17 protein-coding genes are annotated in these 16660 nt (G+C 54.7%); 15 read left to right on the forward strand and 2 right to left on the reverse strand.

Annotated features, from left to right (window positions below; all coding sequences use genetic code 11):
- Nucleotides 1-163 precede the first annotated feature (163 nt).
- Nucleotides 164-1111, forward strand: a complete 948-nt coding sequence (gene rluC, locus C2U54_RS13540; protein ID WP_103179087.1) for a 23S rRNA pseudouridine(955/2504/2580) synthase RluC — start codon at nucleotides 164-166, stop codon at nucleotides 1109-1111.
- 80 nt (nucleotides 1112-1191) lie between these two features.
- On the opposite strand, the gene C2U54_RS13545 is transcribed toward rluC, so the two are convergent.
- On the reverse strand, nucleotides 1192-1776 hold the full coding sequence (locus C2U54_RS13545; protein WP_103179088.1) for a Maf family protein: 585 nt from the start codon (nucleotides 1774-1776) through the stop codon (nucleotides 1192-1194).
- Nucleotides 1777-1917: 141 nt separating this feature from the next.
- On the opposite strand from C2U54_RS13545, the gene yceD reads away from it, so the two are divergent.
- The 14 genes from yceD (at nucleotide 1918) to ptsG (ending at nucleotide 14245) form a co-directional block, all read left to right on the forward strand.
- The gene (gene yceD, locus C2U54_RS13550) at nucleotides 1918-2439 is read left to right on the forward strand and encodes a 23S rRNA accumulation protein YceD (protein ID WP_103179089.1); all 522 of its coding nucleotides are present in this window, start codon (nucleotides 1918-1920) and stop codon (nucleotides 2437-2439) included.
- Nucleotides 2440-2455: 16 nt separating this feature from the next.
- The gene (gene rpmF, locus C2U54_RS13555; protein ID WP_003857964.1) at nucleotides 2456-2629 is read left to right on the forward strand and encodes a 50S ribosomal protein L32; all 174 of its coding nucleotides are present in this window, start codon (nucleotides 2456-2458) and stop codon (nucleotides 2627-2629) included.
- A 79-nt stretch (nucleotides 2630-2708) separates the two neighbouring features.
- Nucleotides 2709-3743, forward strand: a complete 1035-nt coding sequence (gene plsX / locus C2U54_RS13560; protein WP_201304714.1) for a phosphate acyltransferase PlsX — start codon at nucleotides 2709-2711, stop codon at nucleotides 3741-3743.
- Between the two features lie 6 nt (nucleotides 3744-3749).
- Nucleotides 3750-4703, forward strand: coding sequence for a beta-ketoacyl-ACP synthase III (locus C2U54_RS13565; RefSeq protein ID WP_103179091.1), 954 nt, complete (start codon nucleotides 3750-3752; stop codon nucleotides 4701-4703).
- A 14-nt stretch (nucleotides 4704-4717) separates the two neighbouring features.
- Nucleotides 4718-5647, forward strand: a complete 930-nt coding sequence (gene fabD / locus C2U54_RS13570; RefSeq protein ID WP_103179092.1) for an ACP S-malonyltransferase — start codon at nucleotides 4718-4720, stop codon at nucleotides 5645-5647.
- A 13-nt stretch (nucleotides 5648-5660) separates the two neighbouring features.
- The gene (gene fabG, locus C2U54_RS13575) at nucleotides 5661-6395 is read left to right on the forward strand and encodes a 3-oxoacyl-ACP reductase FabG (RefSeq protein ID WP_103179093.1); all 735 of its coding nucleotides are present in this window, start codon (nucleotides 5661-5663) and stop codon (nucleotides 6393-6395) included.
- 154 nt (nucleotides 6396-6549) lie between these two features.
- Entirely contained in the window at nucleotides 6550-6786 is a 237-nt protein-coding gene (gene acpP / locus C2U54_RS13580; RefSeq protein ID WP_000103754.1) for an acyl carrier protein, read from the forward strand.
- 91 nt (nucleotides 6787-6877) lie between these two features.
- Nucleotides 6878-8119 carry a beta-ketoacyl-ACP synthase II gene (gene fabF / locus C2U54_RS13585; protein WP_103179094.1) on the forward strand — a complete coding sequence of 414 codons (1242 nt, stop codon included), beginning with the start codon at nucleotides 6878-6880 and terminating at the stop codon, nucleotides 8117-8119.
- A 123-nt stretch (nucleotides 8120-8242) separates the two neighbouring features.
- Nucleotides 8243-9052, forward strand: coding sequence for an aminodeoxychorismate lyase (pabC, locus tag C2U54_RS13590; protein ID WP_103179095.1), 810 nt, complete (start codon nucleotides 8243-8245; stop codon nucleotides 9050-9052).
- Nucleotides 9053-9054: 2 nt separating this feature from the next.
- Nucleotides 9055-10077: a cell division protein YceG gene (gene yceG / locus C2U54_RS13595; RefSeq protein ID WP_103179096.1), complete on the forward strand. Its 1023-nt coding sequence runs from the start codon at nucleotides 9055-9057 to the stop codon at nucleotides 10075-10077.
- Complete coding sequence (gene tmk, locus C2U54_RS13600; protein WP_103179097.1) at nucleotides 10067-10708, forward strand: dTMP kinase; 642 nt, start codon at nucleotides 10067-10069, stop codon at nucleotides 10706-10708. The genes yceG and tmk overlap by 11 nt, the downstream gene beginning before the upstream one ends.
- Nucleotides 10705-11709, forward strand: a complete 1005-nt coding sequence (holB, locus tag C2U54_RS13605) for a DNA polymerase III subunit delta' (RefSeq protein WP_103179098.1) — start codon at nucleotides 10705-10707, stop codon at nucleotides 11707-11709. The genes tmk and holB overlap by 4 nt, the downstream gene beginning before the upstream one ends.
- A 10-nt stretch (nucleotides 11710-11719) precedes the next feature.
- Complete coding sequence (locus C2U54_RS13610; protein WP_103179099.1) at nucleotides 11720-12514, forward strand: metal-dependent hydrolase; 795 nt, start codon at nucleotides 11720-11722, stop codon at nucleotides 12512-12514.
- 297 nt (nucleotides 12515-12811) lie between these two features.
- Nucleotides 12812-14245, forward strand: a complete 1434-nt coding sequence (gene ptsG, locus C2U54_RS13615; protein ID WP_103179100.1) for a PTS glucose transporter subunit IIBC — start codon at nucleotides 12812-12814, stop codon at nucleotides 14243-14245.
- Nucleotides 14246-14450: 205 nt separating this feature from the next.
- On the opposite strand, the gene fhuE is transcribed toward ptsG, so the two are convergent.
- Nucleotides 14451-16640, reverse strand: coding sequence for a ferric-rhodotorulic acid/ferric-coprogen receptor FhuE (gene fhuE / locus C2U54_RS13625; RefSeq protein ID WP_103179102.1), 2190 nt, complete (start codon nucleotides 16638-16640; stop codon nucleotides 14451-14453).
- Between the last annotated feature and the right edge of the window lie 20 nt (nucleotides 16641-16660).

The raw sequence follows: 16660 nt of genomic DNA on the forward strand, positions 1-16660 counted from the left end.
CCAATTATCACCCGGTTACTCATAGTTTTTTCACTTCTCTCATACGATTGGTTTAATAACCATCAAATCGATTGCGTGAATGAAACAGTAACCGGGTAAAACTAAATATAAGCATAGAAAAATGAGTGGCGCTAATGGCTGCCGATAATTAGAATCGCCCCCCATGAAAACAGAGACTCCAGCCGTAAAAATGGTTGCCATTACCGATGATGAAGCGGGGCAACGTATCGACAACTTTTTGCGCACCCAACTGAAGGGTGTGCCAAAGAGTATGATTTATCGCATCTTGCGTAAGGGTGAGGTGCGTGTGAATAAGAAGCGCATCAAACCCGAGTACAAACTGGAAGCGGGTGATGAAGTGCGCATCCCGCCCGTGCGCGTAGCTGAGCGGGAAGAGGAGGCGGTGTCGCCGCATCTGAATAAAGTCGCCGCGCTGACGGAGGTGATCTTATATGAAGACGATCATATCCTGGTGCTCAACAAACCCTCCGGCATAGCCGTTCACGGCGGCAGCGGATTGAGCTTCGGCGTGATCGAAGGCCTACGCGCGCTGCGTCCCGAAGCCCGCTTCCTTGAACTGGTTCATCGCCTTGACCGCGACACCTCCGGCGTACTGCTGGTGGCGAAAAAGCGTTCGGCGCTGCGTTCGCTGCATGAACAGCTGCGTGAGAAGGGGATGCAGAAGGATTACCTCGCGCTGGTGCGCGGCCAGTGGCAGTCCCATGTCAAAGTGGTCCAGGCGCCGCTACTGAAAAACATTCTGCAAAGCGGTGAGCGTATCGTTCGCGTGAGTCAGGAAGGCAAACCGTCTGAAACCCGCTTCAAAGTCGAAGAGCGTTATGAATTCGCTACCCTGGTGCGCTGCAGTCCTGTGACCGGTCGTACTCATCAGATCCGTGTTCACACCCTGCATGCAGGTCACCCCATCGCCTTCGACGATCGCTATGGCGACCGTGAGTTTGATAAGCAGCTGGCGGGTACGGGCTTGTCTCGTCTGTTTCTGCATGCCGCCGCGCTGAAGTTTACCCATCCGGGTACCGGCGAGGTGATGCGTATCGAAGCGCCTATGGATGAGCATCTGAAGCGCTGCCTTAAAGTTCTGCGCGGTTAATTGCCGGGTGGCGCTGCGCTTACCCGGCCTGGGAAACCGTAGGCCCGTGCAAGCGTAGCGCCGCCGGGCGAAGCAGTAGGCTAGGCCATTAACGGGTTGTAATGCTCCCGACGCAGCATCTGGCACAGCGCAATCAGCGGTAATCCCACCAGCGTGTTCGGGTCGCGCCCGTCCAGCCTCTCAAACAATGCAATCCCCAGCCCTTCGCTCTTAAAGCTGCCCGCGCAGTTTAACGGACGCTCTTTACGGACGTAGTCATCAATCTCTTGTTCGCTGAGATGGCGGAAGTGCACGTCGAAGGGCTCACATTCCGTCTGCAAATGGCCTGTTGAGCTGTTATAGAGAGCAAGGCCGGTATAGAACGTGACGATATTGCCGCGGGCTTTCAACAGCTGCTGACGCGCCTTCTCTTCGGTATGCGGTTTACCCGTGATAGCGCCATCCAGGACGCAAACCTGATCGGAACCTATAATAAGATGGTCAGGAAATTGCGCTGCCAGGCTTTTTGCTTTTTCCTGCGCCAGACGTACCACCAGATGCCGTGGCGATTCACCGGGTTGTGGGCTTTCATTCACGTTCGGCGCGGCGCATTCAAAGGGTACGCCAAGCTTTTCCAGTAACACGCGGCGGTAGGGTGAAGTCGAGGCGAGAATAAGATTTGGCATATTTTTTTCACCAGATATAGCGTATCGATGCCAGCCATTTTAAACTACAGGCCGCAATGTGTGCGAATAATTGGCAAAAGGCAGCCTGAGGTTGCCTTTTTCTTTGACTCTATGACGTTACAAAGTTAATATGCGCGCCCTATGCAAAAGGTAAAATTACCCCTGACTCTTGATCCGGTTCGTACGGCTCAAAAACGCCTCGATTACGAAGGTATTTATACCCGTGACCAGGCTGAACGTATTGCCGAATCCGTAGTCAGTGTGGACAGTGATGTGGAATGCTCCATGTCGTTCGCTATCGATAACCAGCGCCTCGCCGTATTAACCGGTGATGCAAAGGTTTCGGTTACGCTCGAGTGTCAGCGTTGCGGGAAACCGTTCCCACTTCATGTTCACACAACATATTGTTTCAGTCCGGTTCGTTCAGACGAACAGGCTGAAGCACTCCCGGAAGCGTATGAGCCGATTGAGGTTAACGAATTCGGTGAAATCGATCTGCTGGCGTTAGTTGAAGATGAAATCATCCTCGCTCTGCCAGTGGTTCCGGTGCATGATTCTGAACACTGTGAAGTGTCCGAGGCGGACATGGTCTTTGGGGAACTGCCTGATGAAGCGCAAAAACCAAACCCATTTGCCGTATTAGCCAGCTTAAAGCGTAAGTAATTAAGGAGTAAGGTCCATGGCCGTACAACAGAATAAACCAACCCGTTCCAAACGTGGCATGCGTCGTTCCCATGACGCGCTGACCGCAGTTACCAGCCTGTCTGTAGACAAGACTTCTGGTGAAAAACACCTGCGTCACCACATCACTGCTGACGGTTTCTACCGCGGCCGCAAGGTTATCACTAAGTAATCACGCGTTTGCGTGATTAGGCTTAGTGAGGGTTTCCCCGTGCAAACGGGGATATACCGAACCAGGCTGCGACGATACCTTGACACGTCTAACCCTGGCGTTAGATGTCATGGGGGGCGATTTTGGCCCTTCCGTGACAGTGCCTGCAGCATTGCAGGCACTGAACTCTAATTCGCAACTCGCTCTCCTTTTAGTCGGTAATCCCGACGCTATCACGCCATTACTCGCAAAAGCTGACTTTGAACAACGTTCACGTCTGCAGATTATTCCTGCCCAGTCAGTTATTGCCAGTGATGTCCGGGCCTCACAGGCGATCCGCAGCAGCCGCGGAAGTTCAATGCGCATCGCGCTTGAACTGGTTAAAGAGGGCCGCGCACAAGCCTGCGTCAGCGCCGGCAATACCGGCGCGTTGATGGGGTTAGCAAAATTACTGCTCAAACCGATTGAAGGTATTGAGCGTCCCGCGCTGGTGACGGTACTGCCGCATCAGCAGAAGGGCAAAACGGTAGTGCTGGATTTAGGCGCGAACGTCGATTGCGACAGCGTTATGCTGGCGCAGTTTGCCGTCATGGGCTCGGTGCTGGCAGAGGAAGTGGTGGGGATTTCTCATCCCCGCGTTGCCTTATTAAATATTGGCGAAGAAGAGACCAAGGGTCTCGACAGCATCCGTGATGCAGCGGAGTGGCTAAAAAAAGAGCACTCCATCAACTATATTGGATATCTCGAAGCCAACGAATTATTGACCGGGAAGACGGATGTACTGGTGTGTGACGGCTTTACAGGAAACGTTACATTAAAAACCATGGAAGGGGTGGTGAGGATGTTTCTTTCTCTGCTTAAATCGCAGGGAGAGGGTAAAAAAAGGTCATGGTGGCTGATTTTATTAAAGCGTTGGTTACAAAAGAGCCTGGCGCGGCGATTCAGTCACCTCAACCCCGACCAGTATAATGGCGCCTGTCTGTTAGGATTGCGCGGCATTGTGATTAAGAGTCACGGTGCGGCCAATCAGCGAGCGTTTACCGTCGCCATTGAACAGGCAGTGCAGGCGGTGCAGCGACAAGTCCCACAGCGGATTGCCGCTCGCCTGGGATCTGTATTAGCAAAAAGTGACTGAGCGTACATGTATACGAAGATTTTAGGTACCGGCAGCTATCTGCCAAAGCAAGTGCGAACCAACGCCGATCTGGAAAAAATGGTAGATACGTCTGACGAGTGGATCGTCACACGTACAGGTATCCGCGAACGTCGTATTGCCGCGCCAGATGAAACAGTTTCCACCATGGGCTATGAAGCCGCCCAGCGCGCGCTGGAAATGGCGGGTGTCGATAAAGACGACATCGGTCTGATTATCGTTGCGACCACTTCCGCCACGCATGCCTTCCCAAGCGCTGCGTGCCAGGTGCAAAACATGCTGGGCATTAAAGGCTGCCCGGCGTTTGACGTTGCCGCTGCCTGCGCAGGCTTTACCTATGCGCTGAGCATTGCCGATCAATATGTAAAATCTGGCGCAGTGAAATATGCGCTGGTCATCGGCGCGGATGTTCTGGCTCGCACCTGCGATCCAAACGATCGCGGGACGATCATTATTTTTGGTGATGGTGCGGGGGCTGTCCTGTTAGGACAATCTGAAGAGCCGGGCATCATCTCAACGCATCTGCATGCTGACGGTCGCTACGGCGAACTGTTAACGCTGCCAAATGCGGATCGTGTCAACCCGGACAGCGCCATCTACCTGACTATGGCAGGTAACGAAGTCTTCAAAGTGGCAGTGACCGAACTGGCACACATCGTTGACGAGACGCTGGAAGCCAATAATCTGGAGCGTTCCGCTCTTGACTGGCTGGTGCCGCATCAGGCTAACCTGCGCATTATCAGCGCCACAGCCAAGAAACTCGGCATGTCGATGGATAACGTTGTGGTGACGCTGGATCGTCATGGCAATACGTCTGCAGCATCAGTACCGTGCGCGTTTGACGAAGCGGTGCGCGATGGACGAATTCAACGGGGCCAACTGGTCTTGCTCGAGGCCTTCGGTGGCGGTTTCACCTGGGGTTCTGCGCTGGTTCGTTTCTAGAAAGGATAAAAAAAATGACGCAATTTGCTTTTGTATTCCCCGGCCAGGGTTCTCAGGCCGTGGGAATGTTATCTGGATTGGCGGAGCAGTTTCCGGTAATCGAAGAGACTTTTCGTGAAGCTTCTGATGCGCTGGGCTACGACCTTTGGGCGCTGACCCAGCAAGGGCCAGCCGAAGAGCTGAATAAAACCTGGCAGACGCAGCCTGCGTTGCTGACCGCATCGGTCGCACTGTGGCGCGTATGGCAGCAGCAGGGTGGCAAAACGCCAGCGCTGTTGGCCGGTCACAGCCTGGGTGAGTATTCTGCGCTGGTTTGTGCGGGTGTGATTGCGTTTGCGGATGCTGTGCGTCTGGTTGAGATGCGCGGCAAATTCATGCAGGAAGCGGTGCCGGAAGGCACGGGCGGCATGTCAGCCATTATTGGTCTGGATGATGCTTCTATCGCAAAAGCGTGTGAAGAATCCGCAGAAGGCCAGGTCGTTTCACCGGTGAACTTCAACTCCCCGGGCCAGGTGGTTATCGCCGGCCATAAAGAGGCGGTTGAGCGTGCAGGCGCAGCCTGTAAAGCCGCGGGCGCCAAACGTGCGCTGCCGCTGCCGGTGAGCGTACCGTCCCACTGCGCGCTGATGAAGCCTGCTGCAGACAAGCTGGCCGTTGAGCTGGAAAAAATCACCTTCAGCGCACCGACCATTTCAGTGGTCAATAACGTTGATGTGCAATGTGAAACCGCGCCTGAGGCCATCCGCCACGCGCTGGTTCGCCAGCTCTACAGCCCGGTTCAGTGGACGAAAACCGTTGAATTTATGGCAGCGCAGGGCGTAGAGCATCTGTATGAAGTGGGCCCGGGTAAGGTCCTCACCGGTCTGACTAAACGTATTGTTGATACCCTGACTGCATCGGCGATTAACGAGCCTGAAGCACTGTCAGCGGCACTTGCGCAGTAAGAAGAGGAATACCATGAGTTTTGAAGGAAAAATCGCACTGGTCACCGGCGCAAGCCGTGGTATTGGTCGTGCTATCGCTGAAACCCTCGTCGCGCGTGGCGCGACAGTGATCGGCACCGCTACCAGCGAAAATGGCGCGCAGGCTATTAGTGACTATCTGGGAGCGAACGGTAAAGGTCTGATGTTGAATGTGACCGATCCGGCATCTATCGAATCTGTTCTGGGAAATATTCGCGCAGAATTTGGCGAAGTGGATATTCTGGTCAATAATGCCGGAATCACTCGTGACAACTTACTGATGCGAATGAAAGATGATGAGTGGAACGATATTATCGAAACCAACCTGTCATCTGTGTTCCGTCTGTCAAAAGCGGTAATGCGAGCTATGATGAAGAAGCGTCATGGGCGTATTATCACTGTCGGTTCTGTGGTTGGTACCATGGGAAATGCTGGTCAGGCAAACTACGCTGCGGCGAAAGCAGGCCTGATCGGTTTCAGTAAGTCGCTGGCGCGCGAAGTTGCGTCCCGCGGAATTACTGTAAACGTTGTTGCTCCGGGCTTTATTGAAACGGACATGACGCGTGCGCTGACCGATGAGCAGCGTGCGGGTACGCTGGCGGCAGTTCCAGCGGGTCGTTTAGGCGACCCTAAAGAAATCGCCAGCGCGGTTGCATTTTTAGCCTCTGACGAAGCGAGTTACATCACTGGTGAGACTCTCCACGTCAACGGCGGAATGTACATGGTTTAATCACGATCGAAAATATTTGCGTTATTGGGGGCATTGGCCTCAAAATAACGTAAAATCGTGGTAAGACCTGCCGGGATTTAGTTGCAAATTTTTCAACATTTTATACACTACGAAAACCATCGCGAAAGCGAGTTTTGATAGGAAATTTAAGAGTATGAGCACTATCGAAGAACGCGTTAAGAAAATTATCGGCGAACAGCTGGGCGTTAAGCAGGAAGAAGTGACCAACAATGCTTCTTTCGTTGAAGACCTGGGCGCAGATTCTCTTGACACCGTTGAGCTGGTAATGGCTCTGGAAGAAGAGTTTGATACTGAGATTCCGGACGAAGAAGCTGAGAAAATCACCACCGTTCAGGCTGCCATTGATTACATCAACGGTCACCAGGCGTAAGTGAACATCTCCAGGCGGTCATTCGACCGCCTGAGTTTTTTCTTTTGTAGTCCCTCGTTTTTCTTTTTTTATCCCTCCCTGGAGGACAAGCGTGTCTAAGCGTCGTGTAGTTGTGACCGGACTTGGCATGTTATCTCCTGTCGGCAATACCGTAGAGTCCACCTGGAAAGCTCTCCTTGCCGGTCAGAGTGGCATTAGCCTAATCGACCATTTCGATACTAGCGCCTATGCAACGAAATTTGCTGGCTTAGTAAAGGATTTTAACTGTGAAGAGATCATCTCGCGCAAAGAACAGCGCAAGATGGATGCCTTCATTCAATATGGAATTGTCGCTGGCGTTCAGGCCATGCAGGATTCTGGCCTTGAAATTACGGAAGAGAACGCAACCCGTATTGGCGCCGCTATTGGCTCCGGGATTGGCGGCCTTGGCTTAATTGAGGAAAACCATAGCTCTTTAGTCAATGGTGGTCCACGTAAGATTAGCCCGTTCTTCGTTCCGTCAACGATTGTTAACATGGTGGCAGGTCACCTGACCATCATGTATGGCCTGCGCGGTCCAAGCATTTCGATTGCAACTGCCTGTACGTCTGGTGTGCACAACATCGGCCAGGCGGCGCGTATGATTGCCTATGGCGATGCTGACGCGATGGTTGCTGGTGGGGCAGAAAAAGCCAGCACCCCATTGGGTGTAGGCGGTTTCGGTGCAGCGCGTGCGCTGTCTACCCGCAACGATAATCCTCAGGCGGCGAGCCGTCCGTGGGATAAAGACCGTGATGGTTTTGTGCTGGGTGACGGTGCCGGTATGGTCGTACTTGAAGAGTACGAGCATGCGAAGAAACGCGGCGCGAAAATTTATGCAGAAGTCGTTGGCTTCGGCATGAGCAGCGATGCCTATCACATGACCTCTCCGCCGGAGAATGGCGCAGGTGCTGCGCTGGCCATGGTTAACGCTATCCGTGATGCGGGTATCGAGCCGGGTCAGATTGGCTATGTGAACGCGCACGGTACTTCAACGCCTGCAGGCGATATCGCTGAAGCGCAGGCCGTTAAGTCTGTGTTTGGCGATGCAGCCCGCCGCGTCATGGTCAGCTCCACCAAATCCATGACCGGTCACCTGTTGGGTGCGGCGGGTGCAGTAGAGTCTATCTACTCCATCCTTGCGCTGCGCGACCAGGCTGTTCCGCCAACCATCAACCTGGATAATCCGGATGAAGGTTGCGATCTGGACTTCGTTCCGCACGAAGCGCGTCAGGTCAGCGGTATGGAGTACACCCTGTGTAACTCCTTCGGCTTTGGCGGCACCAACGGCTCTCTGATCTTTAAAAAGGTCTGACGCTAACCAGTCGTTAGTGCAGTAAAAAAAGGTCCGCTTGTCGGGCCTTTTTTATTCGGTTTTCTTCCCTTGTCCAGAGCCATCCTTCCTGCCAGACTATTCGACCATCTTAAAGGAGCCACCATGTTCTTGATAAATGGTATAAAGCAGGCACAGCTTCCGGCGAGTGACCGGGCGATTCAGTTTGGTGACGGCTGCTTCACGACGGCCCGCATTGTCGAAGGCAGGGTCTGTTTGCTTGAGGCACATCTGCAACGATTGCGGACGGCCTGTGAAAAACTGTTCATTCCCTTTGTCCAGTGGGCAGCGTTAGAAGATGAAATGACAGGCCAGGCGCAGGGTGTCGATCGGGGCGTATTAAAAGTCATTATTACCCGGGGAAGCGGCGGAAGAGGATACAGCGCGTCTGGCTGCCTGGATCCGGCTCGCATTCTGTCGGTATCAGCCTGGCCTGCCCATTACGATCGCTGGCGCAAGGAAGGCATTACCCTGGCATTAAGCCCGGTGAGGCTGGGACGTAATCCGCAGCTTGCGGGGATAAAACACCTCAACCGGCTTGAGCAAGTGCTGATTCGCTCCCATCTTGAACAGACCGACGCCGATGAAGCGCTGGTTCTTGACAGCGAAGGGTTCATTACGGAATGCTGTGCGGCGAATTTATTCTGGCGGCAGGGTAAGGATGTGTTTACCCCCTGTCTGGATCAGGCTGGCGTTAACGGCCTGATGCGGCAGTTTTGTCTGCGGCAACTGGCGCACTCCGGATTTCGCGTGGTCGAAGTGCAGGCGCGCGAGGCTGCGCTGACCGATGCTGACGAGATCGTCGTATGCAATGCGCTGATGCCTGTTGTGCCGGTGCGCCAGTATGGTTCTCACCATTTTACATCGCGTGAGTTGTACTCGTTTTTAGCCCCTCTGTGTGAGCAAACCAGATAGTCATGAAGAAAATGTTGCGCTTTATTCTCCTCGTCGTTGTCGTGCTGGGCATTGCCGCTGGCGTGGGGATGTGGAAAGTTCGCCAGCTGGCGGAGAGCAAAATCCTGATCGCCGACGAGACGGTATTTACCCTGAAACCCGGTACCGGACGGCTGGCGCTGGGTGAGCAGCTGTACGGCGACAAGATCATTAACCGCCCGCGGGTATTCCAGTGGTTATTACGCGTGCAGCCGGAGCTGTCGCATTTTAAAGCCGGTACGTACCGCTTTACGCCAGGAATGACTGTGAAGGAGATGCTGGAGCTGCTTGAAAGCGGTAAAGAGGCGCAGTTCCCGCTGCGTTTTGTCGAAGGGATGCGTCTTAGCGACTACCTGAAGCAGCTGCGCGATGCGCCCTACATCAAGCATACGTTGCCGGACGACAGCTATGCCGCCGTCGCCGAGGCCCTGAAATTTGAGCATCCTGACAGGATAGAGGGTTGGTTCTGGCCCGATACCTGGATGTACACCGCGGGCACCACCGATGTAGCACTCTTGCAGCGTGCGCATAAAAAGATGGTTGCAGCCGTGGATAAAGCCTGGGAAGGGCGGATGGAAAACCTGCCGTATAAAGATCAGAACCAGTTCGTGACCATGGCCTCTATCGTCGAGAAAGAGACGGCGGTCGCCAGCGAACGCGATCAGGTGGCCTCTGTGTTTATCAATCGTCTGCGTATCGGTATGCGGCTGCAGACTGACCCTACGGTGATTTACGGGATGGGTGAGAACTACAAGGGCAACATTTCGCGTAAAGATCTCGAAACCCCAACGGATTATAATACCTATGTCATTAGCGGATTACCCCCGGGGCCGATCGCCACGCCGGGTCAGGCATCGCTGAATGCCGCCGCGCATCCGGCCAAAACGCCGTATCTCTATTTCGTCGCTGACGGAAAGGGTGGACATACTTTTAACACCAATCTTGCCGGTCATAATCGTTCGGTCCAGGACTATCTGAAGGCACTTAAGGAAAAAAATGCGCAGTAACTACATCGTCATTGAGGGGCTGGAAGGCGCCGGGAAAACCACCGCACGCGATACGGTCGTCGAGACGCTAAAACAGTGCGGCATCGAAGAGATGATCTTCACCCGCGAACCGGGCGGCACACAGCTGGCGGAAAAACTGCGTAGTCTGGTGCTGGACATTAAATCGGTCGGCGATGAAGTCATTACGGATAAAGCCGAAGTCATGATGTTCTACGCCGCGCGTGTCCAGCTGGTCGAAACCGTCATCAAACCTGCGCTGGCGCGTGGGTGCTGGGTCATCGGCGACCGCCACGATCTCTCCACCCAGGCTTACCAGGGCGGTGGCCGCGGCATTGACCAGACGATGCTCGCCACGCTGCGCGATGCGGTGCTGGGGGATTTCCGCCCGAACCTGACGCTCTATCTCGACGTGACGCCAGAAGTGGGCCTGAAGCGCGCCCGCGCCCGTGGCGAACTGGATCGTATTGAGCAGGAGTCGCTGGACTTCTTCAACCGTACCCGCGCCCGCTATCTTGAGCTGGCCGCGCAGGACAGCACCATCCGCACCATCGACGCCACCCAGCCACTGGAAGCGGTGATGGACGCCATTCGTAAAACGGTCACCGAATGGCTGAAGGAACAACAGGCATGAAATGGTATCCATGGTTGCGCCCGCACTTAGAACAGCTGGTGAACAGCTATCAGTCCGGTCGGGGGCATCATGCGTTACTGATCCAGTCGCTGCCGGGAATGGGCGATGATGCGCTGATCTACGCTATCAGCCGTTTTCTGATGTGCCAGCAACCCCAGGGGCATAAAAGCTGTGGCCAGTGCCGCGGCTGTCAGTTGATGCAGGCGCAGACGCACCCGGATTATTACGCGCTTGAGCCAGAGAAGGGCAAAACGACGCTGGGTATTGATGCGGTTCGCGCGGTCAGCGAGAAGCTCTACGAGCGCGCGCGGCTTGGCGGGGCGAAAGTGGTCTGGGTCAAGGATGCCGCCCAGCTGACCGAAGCTGCGGCCAACGCGCTGTTAAAAACCCTGGAAGAGCCGCCGGAAAATACCTGGTTCCTGATGGCCTGCCGTGAGCCCGGACGGTTGCTGGCGACTCTCCGAAGCCGCTGTCGCTTGCATCATCTCAACGTGCCGCAGGAGGCGTGGGCTATCAGCTGGCTTGCGCGAGAAGTGACAACGTCACAAGAAGCGGCGCTCAGCGCGCTGCGTTTGTGCGGCGGCGCGCCTGCAGCCGCGCTGGCGCTGTTGCAGCCCAACGTCTGGGGACAACGCGAACAGCTTTGCCAGGCGCTTGGGGCTGTACCTGACAGTGGTGACTGGATGAGTCTGCTGTCGGTGCTCAATCATGAACAGGCGCCCGATCGTCTGCACTGGCTGGCGGCATTGTTGCTGGATGCCCTTAAAATTCAGCAGGGGGCGACCTTGATCAGCAATGCCGATGCCTGGCAGCTGGTAAACAGCCTCGCCCGGCGCCTGCCAGGAGTGGCATTACGGGCTATCCTTCATGACGTATGCCAGTGTCGCGAACAATTACTCAGCGTAACGGGGCTGAATCGGGAGCTTGTGCTGACCGACCTGTTACTCACTATCGAGCATTACCTGCAACCGGGCACAACGCTGCCTGTATCCCATCTCTGAGAGAGACATTATGTTTTTAGTCGACTCACACTGCCATCTTGATGGCCTGGATTATCAATCCCTGCATAAAAACGTCGATGACGTGCTGGAAAAAGCCGCAGCCCGCGATGTGAAATTTTGTCTGGCGGTCGCCACGACGTTACCGGGCTACCGCACCATGCGTGAGCTGGTGGGCGTGCGCGACAATGTCGTTTTCTCCTGCGGCGTGCATCCGCTGAACCAGGATGAGGCCTATGATGTCGAGGATTTACGCCGTCTGGCGGCGGAAGAGGGCGTCGTCGCGATGGGTGAAACCGGGCTGGACTATTTTTACACTCCGGAAACGAAAGCCCGTCAGCAGGAATCATTCCGCGATCATATCCGTATTGGCCGGGAGCTGAACAAGCCAGTGATTGTCCACACCCGCGATGCCCGTGCCGATACGCTGGCGATCCTGTCAGAAGAAAAGGTGACGGATTGTGGTGGCGTACTACACTGTTTCACTGAAGACAGAGAAACAGCGGGCAAACTGCTGGATTTGGGTTTTTATATCTCGTTTTCCGGGATCGTGACGTTCCGTAACGCAGAGCAGCTTCGCGACGCTGCGCGATACGTCCCGCTCGATCGCCTGCTAGTGGAGACAGATTCCCCTTATCTGGCACCGGTACCGCACCGCGGTAAAGAGAACCAACCCGCGATGGTACGGGATGTGGCCGAGTATATGGCCGTTTTGAAAGGCGTCGATGTTGAAGAACTGGCACGCATTACCACTCATAACTTCGCCAGTCTGTTTCACATTGACCCCTCCCGCCTGCAATCAGTATGATTCGTCAGTTTTTTTTGGGCTCGTAATTAATAGCTAAAGCGAGTAAAGTTCACCGCCCAAACAGGGGCGGTGAATGCGTTTCTGGTAACATTTAGACATCTATTTTGTAAAAATCTGAAAGTTTTTCAGGTAACGAACGCTGAAACGTGATAGCCGTCAAACAAAGATCCGCAGATTTATTTTACTCTGCGTAATAAATAAAGGGCGCTTAGATGTCCTGTCCACGGCACGGTTCTCCCCCCGGGCCAATGCGTGAAAACGTAAAAAAAGCACAAATACTCAGGAGCACTCTCAATTATGTTTAAGAATGCATTTGCTAACCTGCAGAAGGTCGGTAAATCGCTGATGCTGCCGGTATCCGTACTGCCTATCGCAGGTATTCTGCTGGGCGTCGGTTCTGCAAACTTCAGCTGGCTGCCAGCCGTAGTTTCTCATGTGATGGCGGAAGCAGGCGGTTCTGTTTTTGCTAATATGCCACTGATCTTCGCCATCGGCGTTGCGCTTGGCTTCACCAATAACGACGGCGTATCTGCGCTGGCCTCTGTCGTTGCCTACGGCATCATGGTTAAAACCATGGCTGTGGTTGCACCTCTGGTGCTGCACTTACCACCGGAAGAGATCGCTGCTAAACACCTGGCTGACACCGGGGTTCTGGGCGGTATCATCTCGGGTGCTATTGCGGCGTATATGTTTAACCGCTTCTATCGCATCAAGCTCCCTGAGTATCTGGGCTTCTTTGCCGGTAAGCGTTTTGTTCCAATCATCTCTGGCCTGGCGGCGATCTTCACGGGTGTGATCCTCTCCTTCATCTGGCCACCGATTGGTTCCGCTATCCAGACCTTCTCTCAGTGGGCGGCTTACCAGAACCCGGTTGTGGCGTTTGGTATCTACGGCTTCATCGAGCGTTGCCTGGTGCCGTTTGGTCTGCACCACATCTGGAACGTTCCTTTCCAGATGCAGATCGGCGAATTCACCAACGCTGCGGGTCAGGTCTTCCACGGCGATATCCCACGCTACATGGCAGGCGACCCAACCGCAGGCAAACTGTCTGGCGGCTTCCTGTTCAAAATGTACGGCCTGCCGGCTGCTGCGATTGCAATCTGGCACTCTGCTAAACCAGAGAACCGTGCAAAAGTGGGCGGTATCATGATCTCCGCAGCGCTGACCTCGTTCCTGACCGGTATCACCGAGCCGATCGAGTTCTCCTTCATGTTCGTTGCGCCGATCCTGTACATTATCCACGCGATTCTGGCTGGCCTGGCGTTCCCAATCTGTATCCTGCTGGGTATGCGTGACGGTACTTCCTTCTCGCACGGTCTGATCGACTTTATCGTCCTGTCCGGTAACAGCAGCAAACTGTGGCTGTTCCCAATCGTTGGTGCGGGCTACGCGGTGCTGTACTACACCATCTTCCGTGTGCTGATCAAAGCGCTGGACCTGAAAACACCAGGTCGTGAAGATGCAACAGAAGACAGCAAAGCGGGTGCGACCAGCGAAATGGCTCCGGCACTGGTTGCAGCCTTCGGCGGTAAAGAGAACATCACTAACCTGGACGCATGTATCACTCGTCTGCGTGTTAGCGTTGCCGATGTTGCGAAAGTTGACCAGCCGGGTCTGAAAAAACTGGGCGCAGCTGGCGTAGTTGTTGCAGGTTCCGGTGTACAGGCTATCTTCGGTACTAAATCCGATAACCTGAAAACCGAAATGGATGAGTACATCAGCAGCAACTAAGTTGTGACCTGGGGAGACTAAGGCAGCCGAATGGCTGCCTTTTTTATATCTGTAGTTTGTGGCATGCCGGGTGGCGCTACACTTACCCGGCCTACAAAGGCAACAACCGCACGAACCGTAGGCCGGGTAAGGCGCAGCCGCCACCCGGCGAACAGCGCGCACAAAAAAGGGAGCCATTTGGCTCCCTTAGACGCTGCATGCTTTATCAGAACTGATAGCTTGCGGTCAGGCTCACGTTACGCGGTTCGCCATAGACAATTTCGCCCTCAATGTTAGTGTCGTATGTCTTATCAAAGAGGTTATTCACATTACCCTGCAGGGAGAAGTTCTTTGTGACCTGATAACGGGTAAAGAGATCCACCAGCGCATAGCTGCCCTGCGATGCACGCCAGGTGCCATAAGGGGTGTCCTGATAGGTGTAGACGCTGTTTTGCCAGTTAACGCCGCCGCCAACGGTCAGCTCAGGCATCGCCGGCAGGCGGTAGCTGGTGAAGAGTTTCACCGTGGTCCGCGGCAGTTGCGGGTTTACCGCCTTGCCATCGTTATCTTCCGCCACGTAACGCGTTGCGCCAAAGGTCATCTGCCAGTTATCGGTCAGCGCGCCGTTGATTTCAAACTCCACGCCTTTACTCACGGTACCGTCTACGCTCTCGTAAGCTGTATCCGTTGCTCCCTGAATCGTCCGGCCGGTGCTTTGGCCCAGATTATCCTGCTCAATGCGGAAGACAGAGAGCGTGGTGGTCAGACGGCTGTTCATCCAGTCAGATTTCAGGCCCGCTTCGTAGTTATTCCCGGTGATCGGATCAAGATACTTGCCCGAGCTGTCGCGGTAGTTCTGCGGCTGGAAGATAGAGGTATAGCTGGCGTAGGCTGACCAGTTGTCATTGATGTCGTAGACCAGACCGGCATAAGGGGTGGTATGGTTCTTCTCCATGCCGTAGGTCAGGGTTTCAATGCTCCAGTTGGTATAACGGGCGCCAAGAATTAAATGCAGAGGATCGGCCAGGGAAATGCGCGTCGCGGCGTACAGCGATTTCATATTCGTGGTGTCATCCTGGGCCAGCGACTGCGATCCCCAGTTGGTTTCCGGGAAGTAACCGTTGTAGTCGTAGAAACTGCCGAACTCCTCCGGGTAGACGTTGGCCCACGAGTTAGTGTAGCGGTTCGTCTGACGGCTGAAGCTGCCGCCGATCATCATGGTGTGCTGGCGACCCAATAGCTCGTAGCCGCCGTCAGCGAAGAGATCCACTGCGTCTACTTTACGCTTGCCGCTGTTCCAGCCGGTGCCGCCAATGTAGCCGTAGTCCGGACCGTAGTTCACGTAAGGGCCTTCCAGCATACCGGTGCTTTTATTGACGTAAGCATCGAGATACATCGCTTTACTGTCGAATTTCGCCTCGGTATGGGTCGCATTCAACGTGGCCTGCCAGTTGTCGGCAAAGCGCTGCTTCAGCGTGAAGAAGACCTTGTTGAACTCTTTGTCGTTGTAAGCCCAGTCAGGTGAGGTGCTGTGCGCGCGATCGTAATGTCTGACGCTGCCATCGGTGTTCCAGCGCGGCAAACCACCCCACGTCTGGTTATTGATGTCGATACGCTGGTATTCGTAGCCTGCCGACAGTGAAGTGCTGGTGGCCAGGTCCGCGTCCAGGATCCCGGAGAAGAAGGTGCGCTTCTGATTGTAGTTGTCGAGCCAGGAGTCGCTGTCCTGATAACCCGCCACAATACGCGCCCGTAGGTTGCCATCTTCCGTCAGTGGACTTTGCATGTCCATCACGTAACGTTGCTTGTTCCAGCTGCCGTACTCTGCAGACAGGTTGCCTTTAAATTCACGGCTGGTGGCATGCTTGCGCACCATATTGATGGCCGCCGACGGGTTACCCGTCCCGGTCATCAGCCCGGTGGCGCCGCGCACGACTTCGACGCGTTCAAACAGCGCCATATCTGACTGGGAATCACCCAGATTCCAGCGCGACTCAAAATAGGTTGGGATGCCATCGACCATGTAGTTGTCGATTTCGAAACCACGGGAGTAATAGTTGCTGCGATCGGAGTCAGTCGTGCTTTTGCTGATCCCCATCGTGCTGTCCATCACTTCGCCCAGGGTCTGAAGCTGCTGGTCTTCCATACGTTGTTCGCTGACGATGGTGACCGACTGCGGGATGTCACGTTGGATCATCTGCATTTTGGTGCCCACGGACGTGGCTTTTACGCTGTAGTCCTGGCTGTCATCAGCGGAGGCGTCCGACTGAGAAGAACCATCAACAATGACGGTATCTTCGGTGGAGGCGGCGAAAGCGGTGGTTGGCATCAATGCCATAGCAATGCAGGCTGCCAGCAACGAAGGTGTTGCGACAGACCGGGATTGCCCTTCCCTGGATTGAATGGTGAAAGACATCATTAAACCCTTATGAACGG

The organism is Leclercia sp. LSNIH1, from assembly GCF_002902985.1.
Classification (GTDB): Bacteria; Pseudomonadota; Gammaproteobacteria; order Enterobacterales; family Enterobacteriaceae; genus Enterobacter.